Consider the following 25,282-nt stretch of genomic DNA (forward strand, 5'->3'; position numbering starts at 1 on the left):
AGCACTGGATATGAGCATGAACACCTCGCTGATTGAAGTTCGCCTGAAGCGAATCACCTTCGAAGCAGAGCGCATCTCTTCGTTTGACTTCGTTTCCGCTGACGGGAAGCCCCTGCCGGGGTTCCACCCTGGCGCCCACATTGACCTGCATCTCCAGCCAGGGATGATTCGCAGCTATTCCCTGGCCAATGCGGCGTCGACAGACCCGGCGTATTACCGCGTCGCCGTCCAGCGCGAACCCGACGGCCGAGGTGGCTCACGCTGGACCCATGACAAGCTTCGCGTGGGAGACAGATTGTGGGCAACGCCGCCTGCCAACGACTTCCCGCTCGATGAACGCGCCTCAAGCGCCGTATTCTTTGTCGGCGGCATCGGGATTACGCCCGTCCTCCCGATGATTCGCCGGCTCGACGCGCTAGGGTGCGACTGGCAGTTGATGTACGCAAGCCGCTCGGCTGGCGAAACCGCCTTTGCCGACGAGCTTCAGCGGATCGACGCGGGACGCGGCCGCGTTCGCCATTTCCACGATTCAGAACCCGCCCAGCGGTTGGATATCAGCGCTACCGTGGAAGCGCTCCCGCTTTCGACGCACGTATATTGCTGTGGCCCGACGCGCATGATTGACGACTTCCTGGCCGTCACACAGGCGCGAGACCCCGCCACGGTCCACTATGAGCGCTTCTCCGCCACGCAGCAGGCAGCCACCGAAGGCGGCTTCGATGTGGTGCTGCACAAGAGCGGCACGAAGTTCCGTGTGGAGCCCGGCAAGACCATCCTCGACGTGCTGTTGGATAATAACGTTGCGGTGCCCTATTCCTGCTGCAACGGCGTTTGTGGAAGCTGCCGGACCGAAATCATTGACGGTCAGGCCGACCATCGGGACGACTTCCTGAGCGACGAAGAGAAACAAGCCAACCAGGCAATCATGGTTTGTTGCTCCGGCGCGCGCTCGAAGACGCTGGTGCTTGATCTTTGATGGCGGGAGTCAGGGCCAAGGAAGTACCAAAGAACGGCCAATGGAAAGCAAATCATGAACCAAGCACACGAAGCAACCGCTGAATCGCGCGCCAGCGTCGGAACGAACGTGATCGCCGGCATCCTGGCATACCTGCAGGACCGGCGCCTGCAGCCAGGCGACCGTTTGCCGTCGGAGCGCGACCTGGCCGAGCGGCTCGGCGTTGGCCGAAATGCGGTTCGTGAAGCGCTTGCAACGCTCGTCACGCTTCGGGTGGTCGAGTCGCGTCCCAATTCCGGCGTTTATCTGCGCCACATGTCCCGCGAGAGCAGTTTCGAGGCGCTCGTGCTGTTGACCGATATCGGAGCGACCCCCACCCCGACGGAGATCACGGAGACCATGGAAGTGCGAGCGCACCTTGAACTGCTCGCCGTCAGCCTGGCTTGCCAGCGTCGGACCGACGAGGACCTGGCTCGCATGGAAGCCATCCTCGCCAGGACCGACGAAACACTCGAGGCAAACGGCAACATCGCGGAAATGGATACGGACTTCCATATCGCCGTGGTCGACGCTGCCCATAACTCGGTGCTGGTTCGCACGCTCAATGCGTTCTACCGGTTTACGGCCCGCCGCAGGGCAGTGCTGTTTGAAGACCATACCCAAGGTCTGGCATCGGCACGCGAGCATAGGCAGATGCTCGAGCACATCCGCAACCGCGACATCTCGAAAGCTGAACGCCTGATTCTGCAGCACATGGACCGGGCCACAACTTACTGGTCCAGCTACCTGGAAACCTGACCCAAGCGGCCAAGCGAGCCGCAGCCCACAACTAGGAGACAAATCATGCGCACCCGGCCTTTGCACCTGCGTGCAATGCTCTCGTTCGCCCTTTTTTTGCTGTCACCCCTCGTTTCAGCAAAGGAATACCCCGAAAAGCCAATCCGGCTCGTCGTCCCGTACGCTGCCGGCGGCAGCACCGACCAGCTTGCCCGCATCATCCAGAAACCGATGAGCGAGTACCTGGGACAGCCGGTTGTCGTGGAGAACAAGCCGGGCGCGGGCGGCGCCATCGGCACGGACCTTGTGGCCAAGTCTGCCCCGGACGGATATACGCTCGTCTTTGGAAACTCGGGCCCCAACGCCGTCATCCAGTTGATGCGCAAGGTTCCCTACGACTCACTGCGCGACTTGCGCCCCATCTCGACGGTTGCCATTTCACCCATGATTCTGGCGGTCCCAGCGGACAGCCCGGCGCGCTCGATGAAAGAGTTCCTTACCTATGCCCGCAGGCAAGGTGCGTCGTTGAACATCGGCTCGGTAGGCAACGGCTCGCTCTCTCACCTCACGAGCGAGTACTTCAACGAGATGGCCGGCCTGAAGATGCAGCACATCCCCTACAACGGTGGAGCGCCGTTGATGTCGGCATTCCTCGGCGGCCAGGTTCAGGCCGCCTTCGTAACCGGCCTGGATGGCGCCGTCATGGTTGGCTCGGGCAAGGTCCGCTACCTGGCCGTCGCGACACCCGGCAGGACCGAAGTGGTACCTGGTCTTCCTGCGATTGCCGAGGACGTACCTGGATTCACAAGCCAGGCATGGTTCGGCGTGCTGGCTCCCAAGGGAATTCCACCCGACGTGGAGAAGAAACTGCGCGACGCCATCGTCAAGGCGGTCGCACAGCCCGACGTTCGCAAGATATTCATCGAACGCAAGGTCGAGCCTCGCAGTGGTAGCGCCGAGGACTTGCAGAAGCTCATCCGCGACGAAGTGGGGCAATGGAACCCCGTCATCACGAAATACAACATTCACCTCTGATCCGGACCCGACATGCTTGAAAACCTCGAAGCCGATTTCCCCGCTCACGTGCCCCGCCCCGCTGGCGCCCCCACTGCGCTTGCCGGTCTCCGCGTAGTGGACTTCACCCACTTCATTGCCGGCCCGTTTGCCACGATGATGCTGGCCGACATGGGTGCTGACGTGATCAAGATCGAAGCGCCTGGCCGCGGCGATGACTTCCGTCAGTACCCTCCTGTCCACGCTGAACTGGGCCAGGGCGCGCCCTTTCTCTGGTCGAACCGCAACAAGCGAAGCATTGCCATCGACCTGAAAACCCCTGAAGGCCTCAAGGTTGCGCGTGAGCTGGTCGCCAGCGCGGACGTTGTTGTCGAAAATTTCTCGACGGGGGTCATGGAGCGTTTCGGGCTCGATTACGCGAGCCTCAAAGGCGACCACCCTCGCCTGGTCTATTGCTCGGTCTCGGCGTACGGCCGGAGCGGCGCTTACTCGGACCGCCTCGGCTTCGACCCTATTGCGCAGGCCGAAAGCGGATTCGTTTCGATGAACGGGTACGCCGACCGCGAAGGCGTGCGCGCGCTGTCGCCGGTGATGGATATCAGCACAGCCATGATGGCTTGCAACGCCATCCTGGGCGCACTGCTGTCGCGCGAGAAATCCGGCAAGGGCCAGGCCATTGAAATTGCGCTCTTCGATAACGCAGTGCTGATGACCGGCTACGCGCCGATGCAGCATCTGTTCAGCGGCGCTGACCCGCAACGGCATGGCAATACGAGCCCCGACACGTGCCCGTCTGGCGTTTTCAAGGCCAAGGACCGCGCGTTCTACATCAACTCCGGCAACAACGGCATCTTCCAGCGCCTGATGACGCAGGTCATTGGCCGCCCGGACCTCGCCGCCGACCCCGACTATGCAACCGGTGACCTGCGCCGCGCGCGCCGCGAAGCGCTGTTCGGGATCCTGGACCAGGCATTCGCGGAGCACCCATGGAGTCATTGGCAGGGCCTCATGCGCAAGGCCGGCGTTCCTAGCGGTGAAGTCAGAAGCGTCGGCGATGCAATTCGCTCGCCGGAGGCGCGCGAGAGTTGCATCGTCAGCCGCATCGCGCATCCCAAGGTTGGGTGGGTGCCGAATATCGCCTCACCGATTCGCTATAGCGATACGCCCATGGTCGACCCCAAGCCGGCCCCCGCTGTGGGCCAGCACACGCTTGAAGTACTGCGCGACGTGCTCGGTTACGACGACAGCCAACTCGATGTGCTCCGCTGCGCTGGAGCATTGGGCAAGGACCAACGCGAACTCTCCGGGGAATCCGCATCGTGACTCGAACATTGAAGGGCCAGGTCGCGGTTATTGGTGTGGGCGAGAGCCAGTACTACCGCCACGGAAAATCACCCGACAGCGAATTCAAACTCGCTCTGCAGGCAATTCTAGCGGCTTGCCAGGATGCCGGCATCAGTCCTCGCGAGATCGATGGCTTCTCGTCCTTCAGCGATGACCGTAACGACCCCTCGCGGATTGCCGCCGCGCTGGGTCTGCCGAGACTTCGGGCCACGACCATGCAATGGGGCGGCGGCGGTGGCGGCTGTTGCGGCGCCGTGGCAAATGGCGCCGCCTCGATTCAGGCTGGCCTGGCAGACTGCGTCGTGGTCTTTCGCTCCCTCGCCCAAGGGCAATTTGGAAGGTTCGGACGCACGACCGGCATCGACACGATTTCGGGCGAGAAGGCATACCTCATGCCTTATGGAGTACTGGCTCCTCCCCAACGATTTGCCATGCGCGTGAGACGGTTCATGCACGATCATGGCGTTCGCCAGGAGGCGCTGCGTGCCATTGCGCTCGCGTCGTACCATCACGCGCAATCCAATCCGCGCGCAGTCATGTTCGGCAAGCCGCTTAGCGAGGAAAAATACGATGCGTCACGGTGGATTGCCGAGCCTTTCCATCTCTACGACTGCTGCATGGAGAACGATGGCGCCGCGGCGCTGATCCTGGTGCCCGCGGAGCGCGCGAAAGACTTCCCCGGCAAGGCTGCATACATCCTGGGTGCGGCCTCCGGATCGGGCTACCGCACAGGCGCCATTCCCCACAACTCGCCGTTGTACGGCAGCGCGAGTTTCGACACCGTCGCTCCCGACATGTTTGCGATGGCCGGCATTGGCCCTTCCGATGTCGGGGTGGTGCAAAGCTACGAGAACTTCACCGGTGGCGTGGTGATGGCACTGGCCGAGCACGGCTTCTTCAAGCCAGAGGACGCCAACGAGTTCCTCACGCTTGAGAATCTCATTGCCTCGACGGGCAAGCTCCCACTGAACACAAGTGGCGGCAATCTGGCGGAATGCTATATGCACGGCTTCGAACTCGTCCTGGAGGCCGTCAGGCAGATCCGGGGCACATCCTGCAATCAGGCACAGAACAATGACGTGGCGCTGGTGATTGGGGGACCGATGGTTACCCCGGTCAGCAACCTTCTGCTGGGATCGGAGGCAACCCAATGACTATCGTCTCGGACACACCGTATCTTCCAGCCGGACTTCCCATTCCCGTGGCGGAGCCCGATGGGCTTTCCGCGCCGTTCTGGAACGGCCTGCGCGAAGGCCGCCTGCTAATGCAGCGATGCGATCATTGCGAAACGTGGCAGTTTGGACCGGAATGGCTCTGCCATCAATGCCACCAGTTTGACCCGGGTTGGCGAGAGGTGGCGCCACGCGGTCGCGTTTATAGCTGGGAGCGCATCTGGCATGCTTCCCACGATGCCCTTGCCGGAAGCGGTCCATACCTTGCCGTGCTGGTAGAACTGCCGCAAGCGGGCAATGTGCGCATCGTCGGCAACCTCCTCGGTGACCCTCTGCAGGAGGTCGAGATCGGCACTGAAGTGGAAGGTGTATTCGAGCACCACCATGATGCGACCCCGCCTTACTCGTTGCTGCAATGGCGACTCGTCGAGTCGGCGGCCGATTCACTACCGCAAAAGCCATGACGGACTACGATCTTGTCGTATGCGGTGCGGGCGCTGGCGGCATGACCGCGGCGCTCGCCGCCGCTCACCATGGACTCAAGGTACTGATCTGCGAGGCCAGCAATCAGGTCGGCGGCACCACGTCCACGTCGGCCGGTACGCTGTGGTTGCCGGGCAATCGACACGGACGTGCGGCAGGCTACGATGACAGCATCGAGGCAGGGGCGCGCTACCTCGATGCGCTGATAGGTTCCGATGACCCCCTTGGCCGCCGGCGAGCCTTCTTCGAAAGTTCAGGTCCGGCCATCGAATTCCTGGAGAACGAGTGCGAACTCGCCTTTTCCAGCGCGGGAAAACACCCAGACTATCTTGACCTGCCAGGCGCCGCGTTGAACGGACGCGCGCTGTCGCCAGTGGAATTCGACGGGCGACGGCTTGGTGCCGACTTCGACAGAGTCCGCCCTCCCCTGAAGGACTTCCTGGTTCTTGGGGGCATGATGGCCAACAAGGGCGACGTACAGGCGCTGGTGCAGCGGTATCGCTCATGGCCTGCATTCCGCCGCACGGTCCAACTGGTGTGCCGCTACGCCAAGGATCGGCTTTCATACGCGCGCGGCACCCGCCTGGTACTTGGCAATGCGCTGGTTGCGAGGTTTTTGTACAGCCTTGTGCGTGCCGGGGTTGATATCCGATACAACACCAAGCTCATCAAGCTTGAACAAACCGGCAATCGGATCAGCGGCATTGTTGTAGCCACGGGCGCGCGCACCGAACGCATTGGAGCCCGTACAGGCGTGGTCCTGGCGACTGGCGGAATAGGTCACAACACTGCGCTACGCCGTCGTGCAGGCTCACTCGCATTCGATTCACTGGCCCTGGCAAGCGTTCGCGGCGACGCAATGGTCGCCGCGATGGAGGTGGGTGCGTCGTTCGAGCACCATGCCCGCGATTTTCTCTGGCAGCCGGTTTCCCGCATTCCTGACGCGGACGGCGGGTACCGACTGTTTCCCCATCTTTATCTCGATCGGGCAAAGCCAGGGCTGATCGCCGTGAATCGTGCAGGCCAGCGCTTTGTCAACGAAGGTGCGTCTTATCACCATTTTGTGGAAGGCATGCTGGCAGACAACAAGTCATCGGATGCCACCGTTCCCGCCTACCTGGTCTGCGACCACAAGTTCCTGCTGAAGTATGGCATCGGTATCGTTCCACCCGGAACACGCAACCCGCGCGAATATGAACGTTCGGGCTACCTGATTTCCGCGCCCACGCTAGCGGAGCTGGCTGAAAAGCTTAAGATCGACGCCGCGGGCCTTGCAGCCAGTGTTGCGCAACACAATGGTTTCGTGGACACGGGCACAGACACGGCATTTCACAAGGGCAGCACCGAAGTCAGCCGATTCAACGGCGATCCCACCCAACCGAACCCCTGCCTGGGCCCCATCCACGCCGCGCCCTTCCATGCGGTACAGGTGTGGCCGGCGGACGCCGCCAGTTGCACGGGACTCAGGACCGATGCGGACGGACGTGTGCTGGCGACGGGCGATGTTGCCATCGACGGACTGTACGCCTGCGGCAACGATATGGCCTCTGTCTTGAAAGGCGCCTATCCGGGGCCTGGCGCCACACTTGGGCCCGCTCTGGTATTCGGGTATCGCGTTGGCATGCATGCCTCGAGTGCGTGACAATCATTTCAATGACATGATCGACCCAACTACTATCCAGATCGGCAGCATGCTCTATGCGCGTGAGCACGAAATCGCCATCATCACGTTGAATCGTCCCGAATGTAGGAATGCACTGGGTGGCACGCTGCGCGAGGACATCGTTGAAGCGATGGAAGCCGCTCAGCGTGACGACGGCGTGCGCGTCATTATCCTGACGGGTGCCGGCAGTGCATTCTGCTCGGGTGGCGATCTAAGGGAGATCCATGAGCGAACCGTGCATGGCCGACCGCTCGATGACAAGATCGAGCCGCAGCGCGACAGGACCCTGCTCGCCGTCTACGAATCCCGCAAACCAGTCATTGCGGCAGTGAATGGGCCGGCAATGGGTGCCGGTATGAACCTGGCATTGGCAGCAGACATCCGCCTTGCATCACGCACCGCGCGCTTTTCCCAATCCCATACGCAACGAGGGATGATGCCCGACTACGGGGGCTCCTACTTGCTGCCCGTCATCGTGGGGCATTCCAAGGCATACGAACTGATATTTACCGCAGCCACGATTGATGCTGACGAAGCATTGCGGATTGGGCTGGTCAGCAGTCTCCATGAACCTGACAGACTGATGGACACTGCGCGTGACATGGCCCGCGCGATCTGCCGCAATGCTCCCATTCCTGTGCAGTTGGCAAAACGCGCAATCCAGCAACACGGTCAGGGGGGCCTACGTGAAGCACTGGCTCGCGAGACGGCTGCGCAGAATATCTGCTACGAATCGCAGGATGGCCAGGAGGGCACAAAGGCGTTTCTTGAGAAGCGTAAGCCGATATTTCGGGGGCGATAGCACCCCCGCGATGGCTTGCTATTGTTTCTGAACGGTATCCCTCCTGCTGATCCACAGCAGCGAGGCACTGCCCACCAACGCCAGCCCGACGATCGGCAGCAAGGCCAGGCCATAGCTTCCGGTCGACGCCTTGATAAGACCGATCAGCGAGACCATCCCGCCGCCAATCAGGTTCGATGCCGCGTTGATGCCCGCCAGCCCTGCCGCCGCGGATTCCGAATCGAGCCATGTCGATGACAGCGTCCAGAACGGGCCCTTGAACGAGTAGGCGCCGGCCAATGCCAGGCTCAGTCCGCCGATAGTGGGCAGCAACGACGGTGCGACGAGCGTGGTCAACAGACCTACCGCGATGCACGCGAGCGGGATGGCGGTATGCCAGCGGCGTTCGGCCGTCTTGTCCGAATGCCGCCCCCACAGCACCATGACCACGCAGGCCAGGCCGTAGGGCAACGCATTCACCATGCCGGTCTCGAACGTGGTCAGGCCGAACGATTTCAGCAACTGGGGCTGCCACAGCGACAGCGATGTGCCTGCCGCCGAAGCACCGGAGCAGACGATTGCCATCACCAGGAAGTGGCGGTTGCGCAGCAACTTCCAGATCGACGCCTTGCCCACCAGTTTCTTGCCCGCACGTTCACGGTCCAGACGGTCGTTGAGCCAATCCCTCTCCTCCGCACTGAGCCATTTGGCAACTTGCGGCCGATCCGTCAGCACGAACAGGCATGCGATGCCCAGCAACACTGTCGGCAACGCCTCCAGGATGAACAGCCATTGCCATCCGTTGAGTCCCATGAAGCCATGCACGTGCAGCAGCGCCGCCGACAGCGGCGATCCCAGGAAACTGGCAAGCGGGATCGACACCATGAACGTTGCCACGATGCGTGCACGGTATGCGGACGGGAACCAGTACGTCAGGTAAAGGATCACGCCCGGAAAAAATCCCGCCTCGGCGGCGCCGAGCAGAAACCGGATCGTATAGAACGACGTCTCGCCCGACACAAAGGCCATGGCGCCCGACACCATGCCCCACGAGATCATGATGCGGGCAATCCATCGCCGTGCGCCTACCTTCTGCAGTGCCAGGTTGCTGGGCACTTCGCACAGGAAATAGGAGATGAAGAAGATACTCCCTCCCAGACCATAGACGGCTGCATTGAAGCCCAGGTCCTTGTTCATCTCCAGCGCCGCGAAGCCGAGGTTCACGCGGTCCAGCAGATTGAAGAAATAGCAGACCATCAGGAACGGCACGATGCGCCAGGTAATCTTCCTGATCGTATCGGCTTCCAGATTCGCTTCCTTGTGTTCGGCAACTGCGGTGTACAACGTCTTGCTCCAATGGTTATGCAAACTGATACAGGCGGGTCGGGTTGTCGACCAGAATCTGTCGGCGGACCTTCTCATCGGGCGCCCAACGCTTTAACAGGTCGAACAGCACCGCGTCATCGGGCTTTTGCTTCTCGGTGGGATGCGGCCAGTCGCTGCCCCACACCACCTGCGACGGCGCTGCGTCGACGAAGGCACGCGCCACGGTGGAAACGTCGGCATACTCCGGCGCGCCGGTGGCGGTATCCATATATGCGCCGGACAGCTTCACGAATGCCTTGCCCTGCCGCATCAGCGCCGTGACGATGCCAAATGCCTGGTGATGGATGCCCGCGGGTTGCGGAATACGCGCCAGATGATCGAACACCACTGGTGTGGGCAGGCGCTCCAGTACGGCGCGATGCGTGACGATCTGGTCGGCATTCATCAGCACCTGGATGTGCCAGCCCAGCGGGTGCACGCGTTGCGCCAGCGTTTCAAGCATCTGCGGCGTGGTAGTGCCCCAGGACTGGGCCGAAACGAAGTTCACGCGCAGGCCCACCACGCCGCCATCGCCCAGCCGCTTCAATTCGACATCCGCCACGTCGGCATCGACCACTGCAATGCCCCTTGCGCTCGCGCCAAGCTGGCGTACGGCGTCGAGCGTGCAGCTGTTGTCGATGCCATACGTCGAAGGCGTGACAACCACGGTACGCGACGTGCCGATGCGCCGCTGGAACAGCCGGTAGGCGTCCACCGGCGCAACCGGCGGCGGATTCTTCCAGTGCGGCGACGATGCGAAGCGCGGATCGTAGATATGCATGTTGCAGTCACACGCGTTTTCCGGTGCCACCAGCGTCGGCGCCTCTTCACCCTGCGAATGCGGCACGGCCTGTCGGGCCGCCGCATTGGCCAGCGGCGCGCCGAGCATCACTGCCGACGCGACGACGAACCTGCGGCGGGTCCATGCCCTGGAGGATTCGCCGATAGACGGATCGAACATGCCTTACTCCAGCGTGATATTGGCGGCCTTGGCCACGCGGCTCCACTTGGCGATGTCCGCCTTCTGGATCTCGGTCAGCTTCTCGGGTGAACCACCGATGATCTTGATGCCGAGTTTGCCCAGTTGGGCCTTGACCTCCGGGTCTTGCAGCGCGCGATTGATCTCGGCGTTCAGGCGTTGCACGATGGCGGGCGGTGTGCCTGCCGGCGCGAAGATGCCCTGCCATTGCTCGGCCTCGAAATTCGGCACACCGGCTTCGGCCATCGTCGGCACATTGGGCAGGCTTGGCACACGCGCGGCGGTTGCCACGGCGAGTGCACGCAGCTTGCCGGCTTGTACATGCGGCAGGATCGGTGCGGTGGGCGCGAACATGAAATCGACGTGGCCCGCCATTACGTCCTGGATCGCCGGGACGTCGCCCTTGTAAGGCACGTGGGTCATCCGCACGCCCTGCTGTTCCTTGAGCAGCTCGGCGGACATCTGCAGGATGGTGCCGCTGCCACCCGAGGCGTAGCTGACAGCGTCGGGCTTGCGCCTGGCTGCGGCGATCAGGTCCTTGACGTTCTGATAGGAACTGTTCGGCCCGACGATCAGCACGCTCGGAATCGTGCCATACAGCGCTACTGGCGCGAACGACTTCACGGCGTCGTACGGCAGCTTCGGATTCAGCGCGGGATTGATCGCGTGCGATGCGGTGGATGCACCCAGCAATGTGTAGCCATCGGGCGCCGAGCGCGCGACGAATGCGGAGCCGATGGCGCCCGTGGCACCCGGACGATTTTCCACAATGATGGTCGTATGCAGCGCCTGGCCGACCTTCTGTGCGATCAGGCGCGCCAGGATATCGGTCGTGCCACCCGCCGGGTACGGCACGATGTAGTTGATGACCTTGCCGTTTGGCCAATCGGTCTGCGCATGGGCTGTGCCAGCGGCAAACGACGCGGCGGCCAGGCACATCGAAGCGCCCAGCTTGCACATGCGGGCGGTCAGGTGAAGCGATTTGAACATCATGTCTCCAGTTCTTCTTGGCGGTACGACTCAGGCCGGGGTAAGGTCCCCAAACCCGTAAAGCGATTGCGGATTGCGAACCAGTATTTGCTGTGCCGTGTCGGACGATCCGCACCAGTTCAGAAAGGTCCGCAGCACGGCGGCATCGTCGATGGGTGCGCCACCCTTGGCCTGCGCCGAGGGATGCGGCCAGTCGGATCCCCACACCATGCGTTCCGTCGCAAGGTTCAGGTAGCGTGCAGCCAGCGGCTGCATGTCGCGATAGTCAGGCGCCCCGTCGAGCGATTCGATATAGGGGCCCGACAGCTTCACCCACGCCTTGCCGGCGGACACCAGATCGGCAATCACCCGAAAGGCAGACTCTGCCTCGGGCTTGCCGAGTGGCAGATGACCGTAGTGGTCGAACACCATCGGCACCGGCAGCTTGGCCAGCATGCCAGCCACGTCGGGCAGCCACTCGGGCGGCAGGTTGAGCTGGACATGCCAGCCGAATGCGGCAATACGCGCGGCCAGCGACGGCAGATCGTCGAGGGAAACGGGCGCGGGCAGCGTCAGGTTCAGGCGGATGCCGCGGATGCCAGCGTGGTGCAGACGTGTCAGCTCCGCGTCGGCAATGTCGGCGCCTACCACGGCAATACCGCGCGCGCATTCGCCATACGCCGCGATGGCGTCGATGGTGCTGGCGTTATCGGTGCCGTAGGTAGATGGCGTCACCACGATCACGCGCTGCGTGCCCAGCTCGCGCTGGACCTGCCGATAATCGTCGACCGACGCATCGGCGGGACGCAGCCTGGCCTCTGGCGCAACCGGATAGCGGCTGAGATACACATGCGTATGGCAATCACATGCACCCGCGAACTCGATAACCGGGGTTGACTGCACCGTCATGCCAGGCGTCCGCCATGCACGGGCGCGCCGCCTTGCGGCATCTCCGCACTCAGGATCGTGCCGGTGGTGGATTCGGTCATCAGCAGCGTCTTGCCGTCCGGGCCACCAAAGCACAGGTTGGTCAGCGACGCACCTACGGGTGTACGAATCACTTCGACAGGTTCGGCGCGGTGATTCAGCACCCAGACGTAGCCAAGGCCCGGATTGGCCACCAGCAGGAAGCCGTCGGCACGCATCGCCAGCCCGTCGGGACCGCTCGGACCGTACGACGTGAAGAACTGCCCCACCTTGCTGACCGACCCATCGGCTTGCAACGGCACCCGCCATACGCAGTTGCCGCGAGTCATGGCCACGTACAACACCTTCTCATCAGGCGACAGCACCAGACCATTCGGGCTCGGTGCGTTGGCCAGCAGGATATCGAGCTTGCCGTCCGGTGACAGGCGGTAGACCCGGCCCGTGGGGTCATGCATGCCGGTCTGGCCCTGATCCGTGAAATACAGATTGCCCACCGAATCGAAGGTCAGGTCGTTGACACCGCGAAAGCGCTCCGAATTCCGGCGTTCGAGAAACGGGGTGACAGTGCCGGTCCTGGGATCGAGCCGCATCAGGCCATTGCGGTAATCGGTAATCAGGAAGTCGCCGCCGGCCATGCGCTTCATGCCATTGGGCTCGCCGTCAAACTCGGCGACCAGTTCCCAGTCGCCCTGCATCGACACACGGAACACGCGGCCATAGGGAATATCGGTCACCCAGAGATAGCCATCCGACCAGACCGGGCCTTCCAGGAATGAATCGGTTACCGCACCGCCGCGATTGGCAAGCGACCAGGCATTGTCCCGATCCTGCCGGCGAAACGATTCCGGCAGGCGCGTGAGTACCGTCGCGTCACGCACGGCAGGTGGCTGAAGCAGCAGCATGATGATTCTCCGCGTGGTGATACGCGTGGTTGTACGCCTTATTGCTTTTCAATATTGGCCTTCGCTGCAACCGGGGCCCATTGCGCAGTTTCCCGCTGGATCAGTTGCGCAAACGCGGGGCTATCGAGGTTGCCTGGCTGCGACCCCATCTGCGCGAGGAATTCCTTCATGTCCGGCGCCTGGAGGGCTTTCTGGATCTCGGCCTGCAGGCGGGCGATGACTTCCTTCGGCGTGCCCTTCGGCGCAGCCAGCCCTGACCAGTTGAACAGGCTGAACGTCGGCACGCCCGCTTCCGCAAAGGTCGGCACAGTCGGAAACACCGCGACACGGCTCTTGCCGCTGATGGCCAGCAGTCGCATCTGGTTGCCCTTCACCGGCGCCAGCGCCGTAGGCGTGGATACCACGAGCAGGTCGACACTTCCGCCCAGCAGGCCCACCATGGCCTCGCCCGCGCCCTTGTACGGCACGTGCATCAGCTTGATACCCGCTGCCTGCTGGAAGGCTTCGGCGGCGAAATGCGGCGAACTACCCGGGCCACCGGTGCCGAACGTGACTTCACCCGGATGCGCCTTGGCGTAGCTGACCAGCGCAGCCAGGTCCTTGAAACGCGAATCGGCCTTTACGCCGAGCACCACCGGCGAGAACGCGAACGGTGCGATCGGCACCAGCGCGGTCTGGTGGTCCCAGTTCAGCTTCTTGAAGACGTACGGCAGCGTGGTGTACGAGTTGTCATTGGCCAACAAGGTGTACCCGTCGGCTGGTGCATTGACCACTTGCGTGGTGCCAATCGTGCCGGATGCGCCGGGCTTGTTCTCGACGACAAAGCTCTGGCCCATCTGCACCGTGAGCTTTTGCGCGATCTTGCGGGTCACCACATCGACGGCGCCGCCAGGCGGATTGGGTACGACAATGCGGACGGGCTTGTCGGGATACGCCGCAAATGCGGGCGCCGATGCGGCGCCCATCAGCGTGGCGACGACGGTAAACAGAGGAATGACGCGATTCAACATTGTTGTCTCCTGCGGTCGCGGTGGTTGTCGAGGCCCGACCTGCTGGCCGGGCCCCGCCCCCCCGCGACGATTCTTATCTCAACTTAAGCCGGCGTTGCGGCGCCTTGCAACACCGCAATGACGTTCTTCGCCGCGCCTACGCCCATGTTCACGTAGGCCGCGTCGCTCACGCCACCAATGTGCGGCGAAAGGATCAGGTTCGGCACCTGCTGGAACGGATGCGGCACGGGCATCGGTTCGACAGCAAAGCTGTCCAGCCCGGCGGCGTACAGCTTGCCGCTCTCCAGCGCCTCGACCAGTGCGGGTTCATCGATCAACCCGCCACGTGCGGTGTTGACCAGGATTGCGCCATCCTTGAACGTGGCCAGCGTTTCGCGGTTCAGCATGCCCCGGTTCTCTTCTGTCAGCGGGCAATGCAGCGACACGACGTCAGACTCACGGAACAGTTGTGCCAGGTCGACCAGCGTCACGCCTTCGGGCGCCGCCTTCGCGAACGGATCGAACGCAATCACGCGCATGCCCAGCGCGACACCGGTAACCGCCGCACGACGACCGATTTCACCCAGCCCGACCACGCCAAGCGTGCGGCCGTTCAGCTCGATGGTCTTGTGCGTCGACTTGTCCCAATGGCCGCCGCGCATGCGGTCGTTCAGATGCGGTACGGCTTTGGCGCAAGCCAGTATCAGCGCCCAGGCGTGTTCGGCCACGGCGGCAGCGTTCGCACCGACGGCGGCCTTGACAGCAATGCCGCGCTCGGCTGCGGCCTTCTGGTCGATCACGTCGATACCGCTGCCATGCTTCGAGATGACCTTGAGTGATGGCGCGGCGTCCATCACGCTCGTGCCGATCTTGCCGTAGCGCACGATGATCGCGACCGGGTCCTTCTCCTTCGCCAGTGCAACCACCGTATCTTCGCTGCACTGCTTGCCAGCAAAGCAGACGTCGAAATCATCGAGCAGCGCCAGCGCCTGCGGCGCGAGGTCGTTGCCCGTAACCAGCAAAACGGGTTTCTTTACGGCGCTCACAGCGACTCACCCTCGGCCAGCACGCCGGCGGCACGCAGTTCCTTGTCCAGCCAGCCCGGACGCAGCTCGCCGGCCTTGATTGCGGCGATGCGCTTGGCTTCCGCGTCCACCTTCTTCTGTGCCAGTTCCAGGATCACGGGAACGTCTTCGCGCGGAATCACCACCACGCCGTCGGCATCGCCCACGATCAGGTCGCCCGGATTGACGGCCACGCCAGCCACCGACGCCGGCCAGTTCACCAGGCCACCGATGGCCTTGGTGGGGCCGCACGGATTGGTGCCGGCGGAAAACACCGGGAACGGGCCGTTGCCCAGCTCATGCGAATCGCGTACGGCGGCGTCGATCACAAAGCCCGCCACACCAGATGCCTGCGCCTGCGTGGCCATGATTTCGCCGCACAGGGCCGCGGTCTGGTCGCCCTTGCCGTCGACCACGATGACATCGCCAGGCTGGGCAATGGCCAGCGCCACGTGGAACATAAGGTTGTCACCGGGACGCACTTCCACCGTCAACGCCGGACCGCACACCTTCATGGCGGGAGACAGGCCCTGCACGCGGGCGTTCAGCGTGCCGCGACGGCCCACCACGTCGGCCAGGATGGCTGCCTGAAACTTCGATGCACGCTCAACCAGTTCGGGCGAAACGCGCTCATATTCGCGACGAATCGCGGGGGATGCTTTGGATTGGGTGCTCATGTATCGACTCCAGATGTGACGGTCAAACAAAGGGGGATCTGCCAGGGGATTTACTTCGCGGAAGCGAGCTTCCAGAGGCTTTCGAACTTGCCGCGCTGCGTGGCCATGTGTTGGGTCCATGCAGTGCCGGACAGGTATGAGATGCCGCGCGCCTCGTTGACGGCGCGAGCCAGGAATTCAGGGTCTTTCGTCGTGGCTTCGATCGCGGCCTGCAGACGCTTGGCGATTTCCGGCGGCACGCCACGCGGCACCGCGAAGCCACGCTCCGACGAGATCGTGATGTCGAGTTTCTGTTCGCGCGCCGTCGGCACATCTGCCACCAGGCCAGAGCGACGCTCATTGCCCAGTTGCGCGAGCACCTTCACGTCTTTCGAAGCGCGATCGGCTTCGGTGTATTCGGTGGTGCTCATCGCCATCACGTCGATGTGATGCCCGAGCAGGCTCGTCTTGCTCTGCGACGTACCGGCGAACGGGATGTGGTTGACCTTGGCGCCGGTCACCTGCTGCAACGCCAGCGCGGCCATATGCCCGTTCGTGCCAATGCCGTTGCTACCCATCGACAAGCCTTCAGGGTTGGCCTTGAGCTGCTTGACCAGATCTGCCAGCGAAGCCAGCTTGCTGTCGCCCGCCACCACGAACATCGCCGGATCGTCAATCACGCGCGCCAGTGGGACGATGGACGCCGGGTCGTACTTGGGCTTGCGCTGAATGGGGATGGTCAGCAGCGAAGGCGTGGACACGATGCCGATCGTGTAGCCGTCCGCCGCCGCACGCGAGAGCGACGAATAGGCGATCTCGCCCGATGCGCCGGGCTTGTTGACAACAACGATGCGGGCCTTGCCGCCCAGATGCTTCTGCAGGTACGGCGCCATGGCGCGGGCCAGCAGGTCGGTCCCTCCTCCGGCCGCAAACCCGACGTACACCTCGATGGGCCGGTCGTCTGGCCACGCCGCGTGAGCGGGCATCGCGGTGGTCGCGGTGATCGCAATTGCCATAAGTAGAAGGGATCGGACTGGATGCATTCGTTGTCTCCGCTTTATCGCGCCTTGGCGTCTGTTTGCGTTGTACTCTGTACAACATCGTTTCATAAATCTGAGAGAACTATAGTCCGTTAAAGTCTTCCGTCCACTTGGCGTATACCCTTGTACGATACAAAATGGCGTTGTACACAGTACAATGACCAAAACTTGCACCGGGATTGATCGATGAGTAACCACGGGGTAGCCGCCGTCGAAAAGGCGCTAGGTTTGCTGGACTGCTTCCGGCTTGGCGCGGAGATTCAAACGCTCGCGCAACTGTCCAGCACGTCGGGCATGCACAAGACCACCGTCTTCCGTTTGCTGAATTCGCTGGAGCGGATGAGCTATGTGGTGCGCACCGCCGATGGCCGCTTTGCGTTGGGGCCGCGTGTGCTCTATCTCGGCAAGCTTTACGAGCAATCGTTCCAGCTAGGCTCCGTCATCGAACCGGTGCTGCAGGAACTGGCATTGGCCACGAAAGAAAGCGCGTCGTACTACGTGCTGCACGGCGACGAGCAGCGCATGTGCCTGTATCGCGCCGAGCCCAGCGAAGGATTGCGAGAGTCGCGCTTGCCCGGCACGATCCTGCCGCTGGACGACACGGCAATCGGATCCGTACTCAAGTACTGGGGCAAGCAAGAGGAATCAGCGAAGCGCGACGAGGCGCTGCCATGGTTCACCGCCGGCGTGCGAGACATCTACACCGCGGCATTCGCCACGCCATTGTTCGGCGCGGGCGACAAGTTCATGGCGTCACTCACACTGTCCGGGCCCGCGTCGCGCCTGGAGGCAGCGGATCGTACCGAGATCTCCCGCGTGCAACTGGTGGCGGCCACGAAATTGTCGCGGCTCCTCGGCGCTAGTTCGGCATGGTGCGAAAAGGTCTACAGCACAGGCAACTACGTCCACGATTGAAGCCACTGCATGGCTCCATGGCGTTGATGCCCGCACGCCTGCGTTTCACCTGATGGAACACCGTTGGGATTGTCAATCCTGCGCCATAGAATCGCCGCACAAGCAAAACGCCGGCATTCTTCAGGCACAGGAGACGACAACCCATGCACGTACGTTCACGCGTTCGAACCACGCTTTTCTGCATCGCATCGATACTGCCCTGCCTTCACGCGCAGGCGCAGACCAGCCCCTACCCGAACAGGCCAGTCAAGCTGGTCGTACCCTTTGCCGCAGGCGGGCCCGCCGACGTGGTCGCACGCGAGATCGGGGTTGCCTTGGGCAAGGTGCTCGGCCAACCGTTTGTCGTCGACAATCTCGGAGGCGGCGCCGGATACCCTGCCATGAGCGCGGTGAGTCGTGCGACGCCTGACGGTTACACGCTGCTGTTCGCGGCCTCCGGCAACGTCGTCGTGCAACCGCTGCTGACGAAAAGCGTTGCGGACGCAGCGAAGCGGCTGGCCCCGGTAGGCATGGTGACCACGAGCCCCCATGTACTCACTGTCAGCACAAAGTTGCCGGTGAACTCCGCCAAAGACCTGATTGCGTATGCCAAGGCGAATCCTGGCAAGGTCAACTTTGGCTCGGCCGGCGTGGGCGGCCTGGCTCACCTTGGTATGGAGCAGTTCAAGGCAACGCCCAAGATCGAAGTCAATCACGTCCCTTACAAGGGCACCGCACTGCTCCTCAACGACCTGGCCGCAGGCGAGATCCAGGCGGCGTTCAGCAGTTACCCGAGCCTGAAGGCGATGATCGACAAGGGCGCCATTCGCGCGATCGGCGTGACTGCACCATCCGCGTCACCGAGCCTCAAGAACATTCCTCTCATTTCCGCATCCGGGCTGCCCGGGTTTCAGTACACCACGTGGTACGGCATCTACACCACCGCCGGCACACCGCGCGATACCGTGAATCGCCTCAACACCGCGCTAGCCGAGATCGCCAAGGACAAGGCCCTGCGCGACCGCCTGGATGCCCAGGGCGTCGATCTGCATGTCACCTCCGCGGAAGAGATGAGCAGCGTCGCGAATCGCGAGAGCGCCGAGTGGGCGCGGATCATCCGCAACGCCAACATCTCGCTGAACTGATGACCTGCCGGCGTGCGAGTAACAGCAGAGAACAAACATGATCGTCGACTGCCACGGACACTACACCACAGCACCCAAAGCGCTGGACGCCTATCGCGCACGGCAGGTCGCCAGACTGCTTGAACCCGGCGCTCCACCGCTGCCTCCTGACTTCCGCATCGGTGACGACGAGATCCGCGAGAGCCTGGAGACAAACCAGCTTCGCTTGCAGCGGGAGCGCGGCATCGACATGACGATCTTGTCGCCGAAGGCCAGTGCCATGGCCCATCACGTGGGCCATCCCGTGACGAGCCTGCATTGGTCGCAGGCGTGCAACGACCTCATCCATCGCGTGACAACGCTGTACCCGGATCAATTCACTGGTGTATGCCAATTGCCGCAGTCTCCCGGGCATGACCTGGACGGCTGCGTCGCCGAACTGGAAAGGTGCGTAACGTCGCTCGGGTTCGTCGGCTGCAATCTCAACCCCGATCCATCCGATGGATACTGGACCGGCCCACCACTGACCGATCGATACTGGTATCCGCTCTATGAGCGCATGGTGGAACTCGACGTGCCCGCGATGATTCACGTGAGTTGTTCGTGCAATCCGAACTTCCATCACACGGGCGCCCACTACCTGAATGCCGATACCGCGGCATTCATGCAACTGCTGTTGTCCGACGTCTTTGTCGACTTCCCGACGCTGAGGCTGGTGATTCCGCATGGCGGTGGTGCCGTGCCCTATCACTGGGGTCGCTACCGCGGGTTGGCCCGGCAAATGGGACGGCCGCCGTTGAGCCAGCTGATGCGAAACGTGTTCTTCGATACCTGCGTGTATCACCAGCCTGGTATCGACCTGCTGCTCAAGGTGGTACCCACCGAGAACATCCTGTTCGCCTCGGAGGCATTCGGCGCCGTGCAGGGCGTGGATCCCGAGACCGGCTTCCATTTTGACGACACGCGACGCTACATCGACGCAGCCAGGGATCTCGCCGATGCTGACCGGGACAACATCTATTTCAAGAACGCGCTCCGTGTCTACCCGCGGCTCGCATCCTGGGCAAGCCGCCGCTTCGTCACTGTGTGACCGTGCATTGTCGCCAGCACCGTGAACCGGGACTGCCATGTCCCTGCAAACTCATTGAGACATATGGAACGCGTAGATTGTGTTGTCGCAGGTGCTGGCGTGGTGGGACTTTCCATCGCGCGAGCCATCGCCCAGGCCGGGCACGAAGTGCTGATCCTCGATGCAGAGAACGCCTTTGGCACGCATACGAGTGCGCGCAACTCGGAAGTCCTGCATGCCGGGCTCTCATATGCCCCCGGCTCCCTGAAAGCGCGACTGTGTCAAAGCGGCCGGGATGCCATCTATGCCTATGCCGCCGAACGTGGCATCGGTCACAGCCGCATAGGCAAACTGATTGTCGCAACGAATGAGGCTGAAATCGACGGCCTGCACAAATACCAGAAGCTGGCCGAGGCCAACGACGTCAACGACCTCCAGTTGCTCGACGCCCGTAGTGTCAGCGCGCTGGAACCCGAGATACTTGCCGTCGCGGGGCTGTATTCGCCATCGACTGGCATTGTCGACAGCCACGCCCTGATGCTGTCGTACCTGGGCGACGCGGAAGCCGCGGGCGCATGTCTCGTACTGAATAGTCCGGTCACGGGAGGCAAGGTCACCAGCGAGGGCATCGAGCTGCAGGTGGGCGGTGCGGAGCCGATGCGGCTGCTGGCCAGACACTTCGTCAATGCGGCAGGCCTGCAGGCGGACAAGGTCGCACAGTCGATCGACGGAGTTCCGCGCGAAGTCATACCGAAGGTACACTACGCCATCGGCCACTACTACACGCTGCAGGGACGCTCGCCGTTTTCGCACCTGGTCTATCCAGTCGCACGCGAAGCCGCGTTACGCGTGCATGTCACGTTAGACCTGGGCGGACAATGCAAGTTTGGACCCGACATCGACTGGCGCGACGAAGTGGACTACACGTTTGACCAAGGCAAGGAGAGCCGCTTCTACGAAGGCATACGGCGGTTCTGGCCCGGCCTGCGCGACGGCACCCTTCAGCCCGGCTATACCGGTATCCGACCGCGGCTTGCAGGGCCAGGTTCCGTGCACAACACCGACACCGATTTCCTGATTCAGGGAGAACAGGTTCATGGCGTGCACGGTCTGGTCAACCTGTTCGGCATCGAGTCACCGGGACTGACGTCGTCGCTTGCCATCGGCCAGTATGTGGCGGCCCTGCTGGACAAACATTCCTGAGGAGATTCCGTATGGGCATCGCCAAGAGTCCTGTTTCCACCCGGAGGCCTGACGATGCCGACTCGCGGCTCACTTCACGGGGTGCACTCGTGCCTGCGAGCCTGCGACCAACCCGCACCGACAAGGCCGCTGCATCCGGCGAAGACGCACCACCCGGTACGACCGTGCAATCGGTGGCTCGCGCCCTTTCGATTCTTACCTGTTTCTCCGGCGACGAAGTATATGTATCGCTGGGCTCCCTGGCACGACGCACAGGCATGCCCAAGCCAACCACGCTTCGCCTTGCCCGGACGCTGGCCGCATCGCGCTTCCTCGTGCAACGCGAAGACGGCGCGTGGCGCCTCGGTCCCGCCGCCGCATTCATTGGCTCCCGATACCAGGCCCAATTCGATGCGCACGCTGTCATCGAACCCATCCTCCAGGACCTCACCGCAACGTCCGGTGAAAGCGCGTCGTTCTTCATCTATGAGGAGAATGTTCGCGCATGCCTGATGCGCGTTGAAGGACCTCGCGGCCTTCGACATCATGTCCGTCTGGGCGAATTGCTGCCGCTTGAAAGTGGCTCGGCCGGCAAGGTCATCCTGGCCGCATTGAATCGGCCGGGAGTTCTTTACGAGTCGATCAGGAAGCAGGGATATTGCGTGACGCGCGGCGAGCGCAATCCAGGCGCCGCAAGCGTGTCCGTTGCGGTCACCGGGGCCAAGGGTGTCGTTCTCGGTTCCGTGAGCATCTCTGGCCCGACCACCCGACTGACAGTGCCCAAGTTGCACAAGCTGGCACCAAGCGTTGTGCGCGCGGCGGCGTCGCTAAGCTATTCGCTCGGTGGTCTTCCCGCAATGCCGATCAAATCGACATGGTATCCGGCGTAGGCACTGTCACATATGCGCCGATCAATTGCCTTCGGCAAACCACCGCAACAGCAACTGATTGACTTCGTCCGGCCGTTCGTACTGCACCCAATGCCCGGCACCGGGCACCAGGCACCATTCCCGATGCGGTGAACCGCCTGCAATTTTCTGCGCTGCCTCGACGGGATTCGCCGTGACGTCGTGCTCGCCCCAAATCAGAAGCGTGGGCCCTTGATAGCTGTCGAGGACTGGTTCAAGCAGCGCGCCGCGTGAAATGGCCTTGCTTCGGAAACGCGTGGCAAGGCAAGTCTGCTCATGTACGCGCATGGCGAGCGCGTCAATATTCGCCGCATCGTGGAGCATGAGCGCGGCAAGGTTGTGCCGCAAACCATGCAACATCTGATCCCGATCTTCGGTACGCCAGTTGATCATTTCCATTCGCTGGCGTCGCGTTCCGCCGTGCCCTGCCGAACCCAGCAAGGCAAGCTTGCCGACATTGGGCAACGCCGCCGCCAGACGCGCGGCGACGAGGCCGCCAAACGAGAAGCCGGCCAGCCCGAAGTCGTCGGCGGTTCCGAACCATCCTTCGAGACTGCGCGCGACGGTTTCGACAAGACGATCCAGGCGGTCGGCAGCGTGCGCATCTCCCTCCAGCGAAGCCGAGTCCCCAAACCCTGGCAGGTCCGGCAGCAACAGCGTGTGCTGCCGGCTGAGCGCTTCGATATTGCGCACCCAGTGCATCCAGCTGCCGTGTCCACCATGAATCAGCACCAGCGGCGTCCCCTGGCCAATTTCTCGCCAGACGATCTCCGTGGGCCCTGAGCGGTCCCTGCGAAGTGTGGCCAGCGCGCTGAGCCGGTCCAGAATCTCTTCCGGCCTCGCCGTGGAACTAGCCGCCGATGTCATCATCATGCCTGCAGTACAAGCGCATCGACCGCCAGTACGCCCTCGCCTTCCGGGAGCACCATCAGCGGATTGACCTCGGCTTCCGCGATCCGAAGCTCAGGCTTCACGGCAAGCTGGGACAAGGCCGATACGGCCTTTGCCAACGCCTCGAGATCGCCCTTTTTCTTGCCACGCAGCCCGGACACCGTCTTCAGCGCCTTCACCTCGGCAATCATTTCCCGCGCCACGTCTACCGTCACTGGCGCCAGGCGGATGCTTCGATCACGCGCGACCTCTGCCCAGATACCGCCTGCGGCAAGCATCACGATTGGGCCGGCCTCTGGATCGACACGGTATCCCACCAGAACTTCAGTCAGCCCCTTCGTCATCGGCTGGACCAGTACCACGTCGCAACGCTTGTCGCCTGCATGCTCACGGAGGCTTTCACGCAACGTCGCCAGGGCCGACTCAAGTTCGGGTTGCCCCTTGATGCCCAGGACCACGCCGCCCACTTCCGTCTTGTGGGGAATTTCTGGTGAGCACACCTTGGCGACGACCGGGAATGCAAACGGCAGTTGGCTCGCCGGACCTGCCAGAGGCATGGTCACCGCGGGCGCATGCGGAACGCCTACCTGGTCGAGAATGACGTAGGCCTGCGCTTCGCTCAACGGCTTCGCACCGCTCAGGTCTACGGTTGCCAGCGGTTGCTTGCCGGGCGCGCGGCGCGCCAACAGCGACGCAATGGCATCGGCGCAAGCTTCCGGCGAGCGGAAGCACGGCACACCAGCCTCAGTGAGCGAGCGCAAGGCTTCGGGGGCGTCCGGCACCAGCATCGCCGCCAGAGGCTTGCTGCTCGAAGCACTGTCGATAATCGGCTTGACGGCCAGATGCGGCTGGAAGCGCGCGGACGATCCCACCACCGCCAACACCACATCGAATTCCGGCGCTTCGAACATGATGTCGAGTGCGCCTTTCATGACGCTGTAGTTCGTACCGGCCAGGGTCAGGTCCAGCACCCGGCCCGGCGAGACGGCAATACCGGCGGCTTCCAGCTTGGCCAGCGTTTCCGCGGAAGCGGGTTCGACGACCACATCACGGATGCCCAGTTGATCCACCGCCATCGCTGCACCACCGCCGGTAGTCGTCACGACACCAACCCGGCGCAGCGAAGACTCTTTGGTCGGCAGCGGAATACGCTTGGCCAACGGGAAGGTCTCCAGCAACGCTTCGAGAATGCCAACGCGAGCGATGCCAAGATCCTTCAGGAAGGCGTCAGCAATATCATCCTCACCGGCAAGCGCCCCAGTGTGCGTAGCAGCCATTTCCGCTGCGGCGGCCGAGCGACCGAGCTTGTAGGCAATGACCGGCTTGCCGCGCCTTGCCGCCTCCAGTGCGAAGGCCCGCAGTTGGTCGCCATGACGCAGGCTTTCGAGGAACAGCAGGTAGCCCTCGATCGACGGGTCGTCGAGCGTTGCCGCGCAGATTTCGCCGACGCAAAGATCCGCCTCGCCGCCGACGGACACCAGACCTGCAAAGCCTACGCCGCGCGCTTTACCACGGGAAACCAGCGAGCCGATCATGCTGCCGCTGTGGGAAGCCACGAATACCTTGCCGCTGGGCAACTCGGGCTCGGCAAATGCGGCATTGGCCGTCAGGACGAGGCCCACATTGGGGTTGATAACGCCCAGACTGCTGGGTCCCAGCACGCGGATGCCGGTGCCCTTGCTGAGTTTGCGCAGCGCTTCCTCGCGCGCCGCGCCTTCCGGTCCCGATTCTGAGAACCCGCTGGCCAGGATAGTGACCACCTTCACGCCCAAGCTCGCGCATTCCGCTACGGCTTCGAGCACCGTATTGGTCGGCGTCAGGATAAAGACGTGCTCCGGAACCTCCGGCAACGCAGCCAGGCTTTCATAGGCGGTCTCGCCCTGCACCGTACGACGGTTCGGGTTGATCGGATAGATCTTGCCCTGGAATCCTGCCGCGCGCAGGAACTTGAGCGGACGGCCAGCGGTTTTCCCGGCGTCATCGGAGGCGCCATACAGCGCCACGCTTTTGGGAGCCAGGAGCGCTTGGGCCAAAGCTGCATCTGCATGGTTCGAAGCGGAGGTGTTCATAGTCAATCCAGTGTCTCGTGTATCGCTTGTGTCTCGTGTCTCTTGTGTCTCTTGTATCTCTTGCG

Annotated in this window: 24 protein-coding genes; 13 read left to right on the top strand and 11 right to left on the bottom strand. The window is 62.7% G+C overall.

Annotation, left to right across the window (positions count from 1 at the left end):
* Positions 1–16: 16 nt before the first annotated feature.
* From ACO550_RS17415 to ACO550_RS17450, 8 genes are read left to right on the top strand one after another with little or no spacing between them, the layout of a single operon-like run.
* Positions 17–976 carry a 2Fe-2S iron-sulfur cluster-binding protein gene (locus tag ACO550_RS17415; protein ID WP_315593229.1) on the top strand — a complete coding sequence of 320 codons (960 nt, stop codon included), beginning with the start codon at positions 17–19 and terminating at the stop codon, positions 974–976.
* 54 nt (positions 977–1,030) lie between these two features.
* A complete protein-coding gene (locus ACO550_RS17420; RefSeq protein WP_315593230.1) occupies positions 1,031–1,753 on the top strand; it encodes an FCD domain-containing protein in 723 nt (240 codons plus the stop codon).
* A 45-nt stretch (positions 1,754–1,798) separates the two neighbouring features.
* Positions 1,799–2,767, top strand: a complete 969-nt coding sequence (locus ACO550_RS17425) for a tripartite tricarboxylate transporter substrate-binding protein (protein WP_315593231.1) — start codon at positions 1,799–1,801, stop codon at positions 2,765–2,767.
* Between the two features lie 12 nt (positions 2,768–2,779).
* Positions 2,780–4,069 carry a CoA transferase gene (locus tag ACO550_RS17430; RefSeq protein WP_315593232.1) on the top strand — a complete coding sequence of 430 codons (1,290 nt, stop codon included), beginning with the start codon at positions 2,780–2,782 and terminating at the stop codon, positions 4,067–4,069.
* Positions 4,066–5,244 carry a thiolase C-terminal domain-containing protein gene (locus ACO550_RS17435; RefSeq protein WP_315593233.1) on the top strand — a complete coding sequence of 393 codons (1,179 nt, stop codon included), beginning with the start codon at positions 4,066–4,068 and terminating at the stop codon, positions 5,242–5,244. The genes ACO550_RS17430 and ACO550_RS17435 overlap by 4 nt, the downstream gene beginning before the upstream one ends.
* The gene (locus tag ACO550_RS17440; RefSeq protein WP_315593234.1) at positions 5,241–5,726 is read left to right on the top strand and encodes a Zn-ribbon domain-containing OB-fold protein; all 486 of its coding nucleotides are present in this window, start codon (positions 5,241–5,243) and stop codon (positions 5,724–5,726) included. Before ACO550_RS17435 ends, ACO550_RS17440 begins: the two co-directional genes overlap by 4 nt.
* Entirely contained in the window at positions 5,723–7,387 is a 1,665-nt protein-coding gene (locus ACO550_RS17445; RefSeq protein WP_315593235.1) for an FAD-dependent oxidoreductase, read from the top strand. The genes ACO550_RS17440 and ACO550_RS17445 overlap by 4 nt, the downstream gene beginning before the upstream one ends.
* Positions 7,380–8,210, top strand: coding sequence for an enoyl-CoA hydratase-related protein (locus tag ACO550_RS17450; protein WP_315593236.1), 831 nt, complete (start codon positions 7,380–7,382; stop codon positions 8,208–8,210). Before ACO550_RS17445 ends, ACO550_RS17450 begins: the two co-directional genes overlap by 8 nt.
* A gap of 18 nt (positions 8,211–8,228) precedes the next feature.
* On the opposite strand, the gene ACO550_RS17455 is transcribed toward ACO550_RS17450, so the two are convergent.
* The 9 genes from ACO550_RS17455 to ACO550_RS17495 all read right to left on the bottom strand — a co-directional run bounded on the left by ACO550_RS17455 (position 8,229) and on the right by ACO550_RS17495 (position 17,083).
* Positions 8,229–9,533 (bottom strand): MFS transporter, encoded by a 1,305-nt coding sequence (locus tag ACO550_RS17455; RefSeq protein ID WP_315593237.1) that lies wholly within the window; start codon positions 9,531–9,533, stop codon positions 8,229–8,231.
* Between the two features lie 16 nt (positions 9,534–9,549).
* On the bottom strand, positions 9,550–10,443 hold the full coding sequence (locus ACO550_RS17460; protein WP_485994918.1) for an amidohydrolase family protein: 894 nt from the start codon (positions 10,441–10,443) through the stop codon (positions 9,550–9,552).
* Positions 10,444–10,518: 75 nt separating this feature from the next.
* Positions 10,519–11,523 (bottom strand): Bug family tripartite tricarboxylate transporter substrate binding protein, encoded by a 1,005-nt coding sequence (locus tag ACO550_RS17465; RefSeq protein ID WP_485994919.1) that lies wholly within the window; start codon positions 11,521–11,523, stop codon positions 10,519–10,521.
* Between the two features lie 30 nt (positions 11,524–11,553).
* The gene (locus ACO550_RS17470) at positions 11,554–12,411 is read right to left on the bottom strand and encodes an amidohydrolase family protein (protein ID WP_315593240.1); all 858 of its coding nucleotides are present in this window, start codon (positions 12,409–12,411) and stop codon (positions 11,554–11,556) included.
* Positions 12,408–13,331, bottom strand: coding sequence for an SMP-30/gluconolactonase/LRE family protein (locus ACO550_RS17475; protein WP_315593241.1), 924 nt, complete (start codon positions 13,329–13,331; stop codon positions 12,408–12,410). Before ACO550_RS17475 ends, ACO550_RS17470 begins: the two co-directional genes overlap by 4 nt.
* Before the next feature lie 38 nt (positions 13,332–13,369).
* Positions 13,370–14,296 carry a tripartite tricarboxylate transporter substrate-binding protein gene (locus tag ACO550_RS17480; protein ID WP_315593333.1) on the bottom strand — a complete coding sequence of 309 codons (927 nt, stop codon included), beginning with the start codon at positions 14,294–14,296 and terminating at the stop codon, positions 13,370–13,372.
* A 128-nt stretch (positions 14,297–14,424) separates the two neighbouring features.
* Positions 14,425–15,366, bottom strand: coding sequence for an NAD(P)-dependent oxidoreductase (locus ACO550_RS17485; RefSeq protein ID WP_315593242.1), 942 nt, complete (start codon positions 15,364–15,366; stop codon positions 14,425–14,427).
* The gene (locus tag ACO550_RS17490; RefSeq protein WP_315593243.1) at positions 15,363–16,061 is read right to left on the bottom strand and encodes an RraA family protein; all 699 of its coding nucleotides are present in this window, start codon (positions 16,059–16,061) and stop codon (positions 15,363–15,365) included. The genes ACO550_RS17485 and ACO550_RS17490 overlap by 4 nt, the downstream gene beginning before the upstream one ends.
* Before the next feature lie 50 nt (positions 16,062–16,111).
* The gene (locus ACO550_RS17495; RefSeq protein ID WP_485994915.1) at positions 16,112–17,083 is read right to left on the bottom strand and encodes a tripartite tricarboxylate transporter substrate binding protein; all 972 of its coding nucleotides are present in this window, start codon (positions 17,081–17,083) and stop codon (positions 16,112–16,114) included.
* 183 nt (positions 17,084–17,266) lie between these two features.
* Between ACO550_RS17495 and ACO550_RS17500 the strand changes: the two genes are divergently transcribed.
* The 5 genes from ACO550_RS17500 to ACO550_RS17520 all read left to right on the top strand — a co-directional run bounded on the left by ACO550_RS17500 (position 17,267) and on the right by ACO550_RS17520 (position 22,239).
* Positions 17,267–17,995, top strand: coding sequence for a helix-turn-helix domain-containing protein (locus tag ACO550_RS17500; protein ID WP_315593245.1), 729 nt, complete (start codon positions 17,267–17,269; stop codon positions 17,993–17,995).
* A gap of 143 nt (positions 17,996–18,138) precedes the next feature.
* Positions 18,139–19,119 (top strand): tripartite tricarboxylate transporter substrate-binding protein, encoded by a 981-nt coding sequence (locus tag ACO550_RS17505; RefSeq protein WP_315593246.1) that lies wholly within the window; start codon positions 18,139–18,141, stop codon positions 19,117–19,119.
* Between the two features lie 37 nt (positions 19,120–19,156).
* Complete coding sequence (locus tag ACO550_RS17510; protein WP_315593247.1) at positions 19,157–20,188, top strand: amidohydrolase family protein; 1,032 nt, start codon at positions 19,157–19,159, stop codon at positions 20,186–20,188.
* 63 nt (positions 20,189–20,251) lie between these two features.
* Positions 20,252–21,370, top strand: a complete 1,119-nt coding sequence (locus ACO550_RS17515) for an NAD(P)/FAD-dependent oxidoreductase (protein WP_315593248.1) — start codon at positions 20,252–20,254, stop codon at positions 21,368–21,370.
* Between the two features lie 11 nt (positions 21,371–21,381).
* Positions 21,382–22,239 (top strand): IclR family transcriptional regulator domain-containing protein, encoded by an 858-nt coding sequence (locus tag ACO550_RS17520; protein ID WP_315593249.1) that lies wholly within the window; start codon positions 21,382–21,384, stop codon positions 22,237–22,239.
* Positions 22,240–22,260: 21 nt separating this feature from the next.
* Here ACO550_RS17520 and ACO550_RS17525 read toward each other — a convergent pair whose 3' ends face one another.
* Together ACO550_RS17525 and ACO550_RS17530 are read right to left on the bottom strand one after the other, a co-directional pair.
* On the bottom strand, positions 22,261–23,130 hold the full coding sequence (locus ACO550_RS17525; protein WP_315593250.1) for an alpha/beta fold hydrolase: 870 nt from the start codon (positions 23,128–23,130) through the stop codon (positions 22,261–22,263).
* Positions 23,127–25,217, bottom strand: a complete 2,091-nt coding sequence (locus tag ACO550_RS17530; RefSeq protein WP_315593251.1) for an acetate--CoA ligase family protein — start codon at positions 25,215–25,217, stop codon at positions 23,127–23,129. The genes ACO550_RS17525 and ACO550_RS17530 overlap by 4 nt, the downstream gene beginning before the upstream one ends.
* Positions 25,218–25,282: the final 65 nt, after the last annotated feature.

This window comes from Cupriavidus sp. (assembly GCF_057315035.1).

Bases quoted from the DNA above. Each gene is read 5' to 3' on its own strand.
- ACO550_RS17415 (WP_315593229.1), top strand. From the start codon at position 17: ATGAACACCTCGCTGATTGAAGTTCGCCTGAAGCGAATCACCTTCGAA.
- ACO550_RS17420 (WP_315593230.1), top strand. From the start codon at position 1,031: ATGAACCAAGCACACGAAGCAACCGCTGAATCGCGCGCCAGCGTCGGA.
- ACO550_RS17425 (WP_315593231.1), top strand. From the start codon at position 1,799: ATGCGCACCCGGCCTTTGCACCTGCGTGCAATGCTCTCGTTCGCCCTT.
- ACO550_RS17430 (WP_315593232.1), top strand. From the start codon at position 2,780: ATGCTTGAAAACCTCGAAGCCGATTTCCCCGCTCACGTGCCCCGCCCC.
- ACO550_RS17440 (WP_315593234.1), top strand. From the start codon at position 5,241: ATGACTATCGTCTCGGACACACCGTATCTTCCAGCCGGACTTCCCATT.
- ACO550_RS17445 (WP_315593235.1), top strand. From the start codon at position 5,723: ATGACGGACTACGATCTTGTCGTATGCGGTGCGGGCGCTGGCGGCATG.
- ACO550_RS17460 (WP_485994918.1), bottom strand. From the start codon at position 10,443: ATGCTCGGCGCGCCGCTGGCCAATGCGGCGGCCCGACAGGCCGTGCCG.
- ACO550_RS17465 (WP_485994919.1), bottom strand. From the start codon at position 11,523: ATGTTCAAATCGCTTCACCTGACCGCCCGCATGTGCAAGCTGGGCGCT.
- ACO550_RS17470 (WP_315593240.1), bottom strand. From the start codon at position 12,411: ATGACGGTGCAGTCAACCCCGGTTATCGAGTTCGCGGGTGCATGTGAT.
- ACO550_RS17475 (WP_315593241.1), bottom strand. From the start codon at position 13,331: ATGCTGCTGCTTCAGCCACCTGCCGTGCGTGACGCGACGGTACTCACG.
- ACO550_RS17480 (WP_315593333.1), bottom strand. From the start codon at position 14,296: ATGGGCGCCGCATCGGCGCCCGCATTTGCGGCGTATCCCGACAAGCCC.
- ACO550_RS17490 (WP_315593243.1), bottom strand. From the start codon at position 16,061: ATGAGCACCCAATCCAAAGCATCCCCCGCGATTCGTCGCGAATATGAG.
- ACO550_RS17495 (WP_485994915.1), bottom strand. From the start codon at position 17,083: ATGCATCCAGTCCGATCCCTTCTACTTATGGCAATTGCGATCACCGCG.
- ACO550_RS17500 (WP_315593245.1), top strand. From the start codon at position 17,267: ATGAGTAACCACGGGGTAGCCGCCGTCGAAAAGGCGCTAGGTTTGCTG.
- ACO550_RS17505 (WP_315593246.1), top strand. From the start codon at position 18,139: ATGCACGTACGTTCACGCGTTCGAACCACGCTTTTCTGCATCGCATCG.
- ACO550_RS17510 (WP_315593247.1), top strand. From the start codon at position 19,157: ATGATCGTCGACTGCCACGGACACTACACCACAGCACCCAAAGCGCTG.
- ACO550_RS17515 (WP_315593248.1), top strand. From the start codon at position 20,252: ATGGAACGCGTAGATTGTGTTGTCGCAGGTGCTGGCGTGGTGGGACTT.
- ACO550_RS17520 (WP_315593249.1), top strand. From the start codon at position 21,382: ATGGGCATCGCCAAGAGTCCTGTTTCCACCCGGAGGCCTGACGATGCC.
- ACO550_RS17525 (WP_315593250.1), bottom strand. From the start codon at position 23,130: ATGATGATGACATCGGCGGCTAGTTCCACGGCGAGGCCGGAAGAGATT.
- ACO550_RS17530 (WP_315593251.1), bottom strand. From the start codon at position 25,217: ATGAACACCTCCGCTTCGAACCATGCAGATGCAGCTTTGGCCCAAGCG.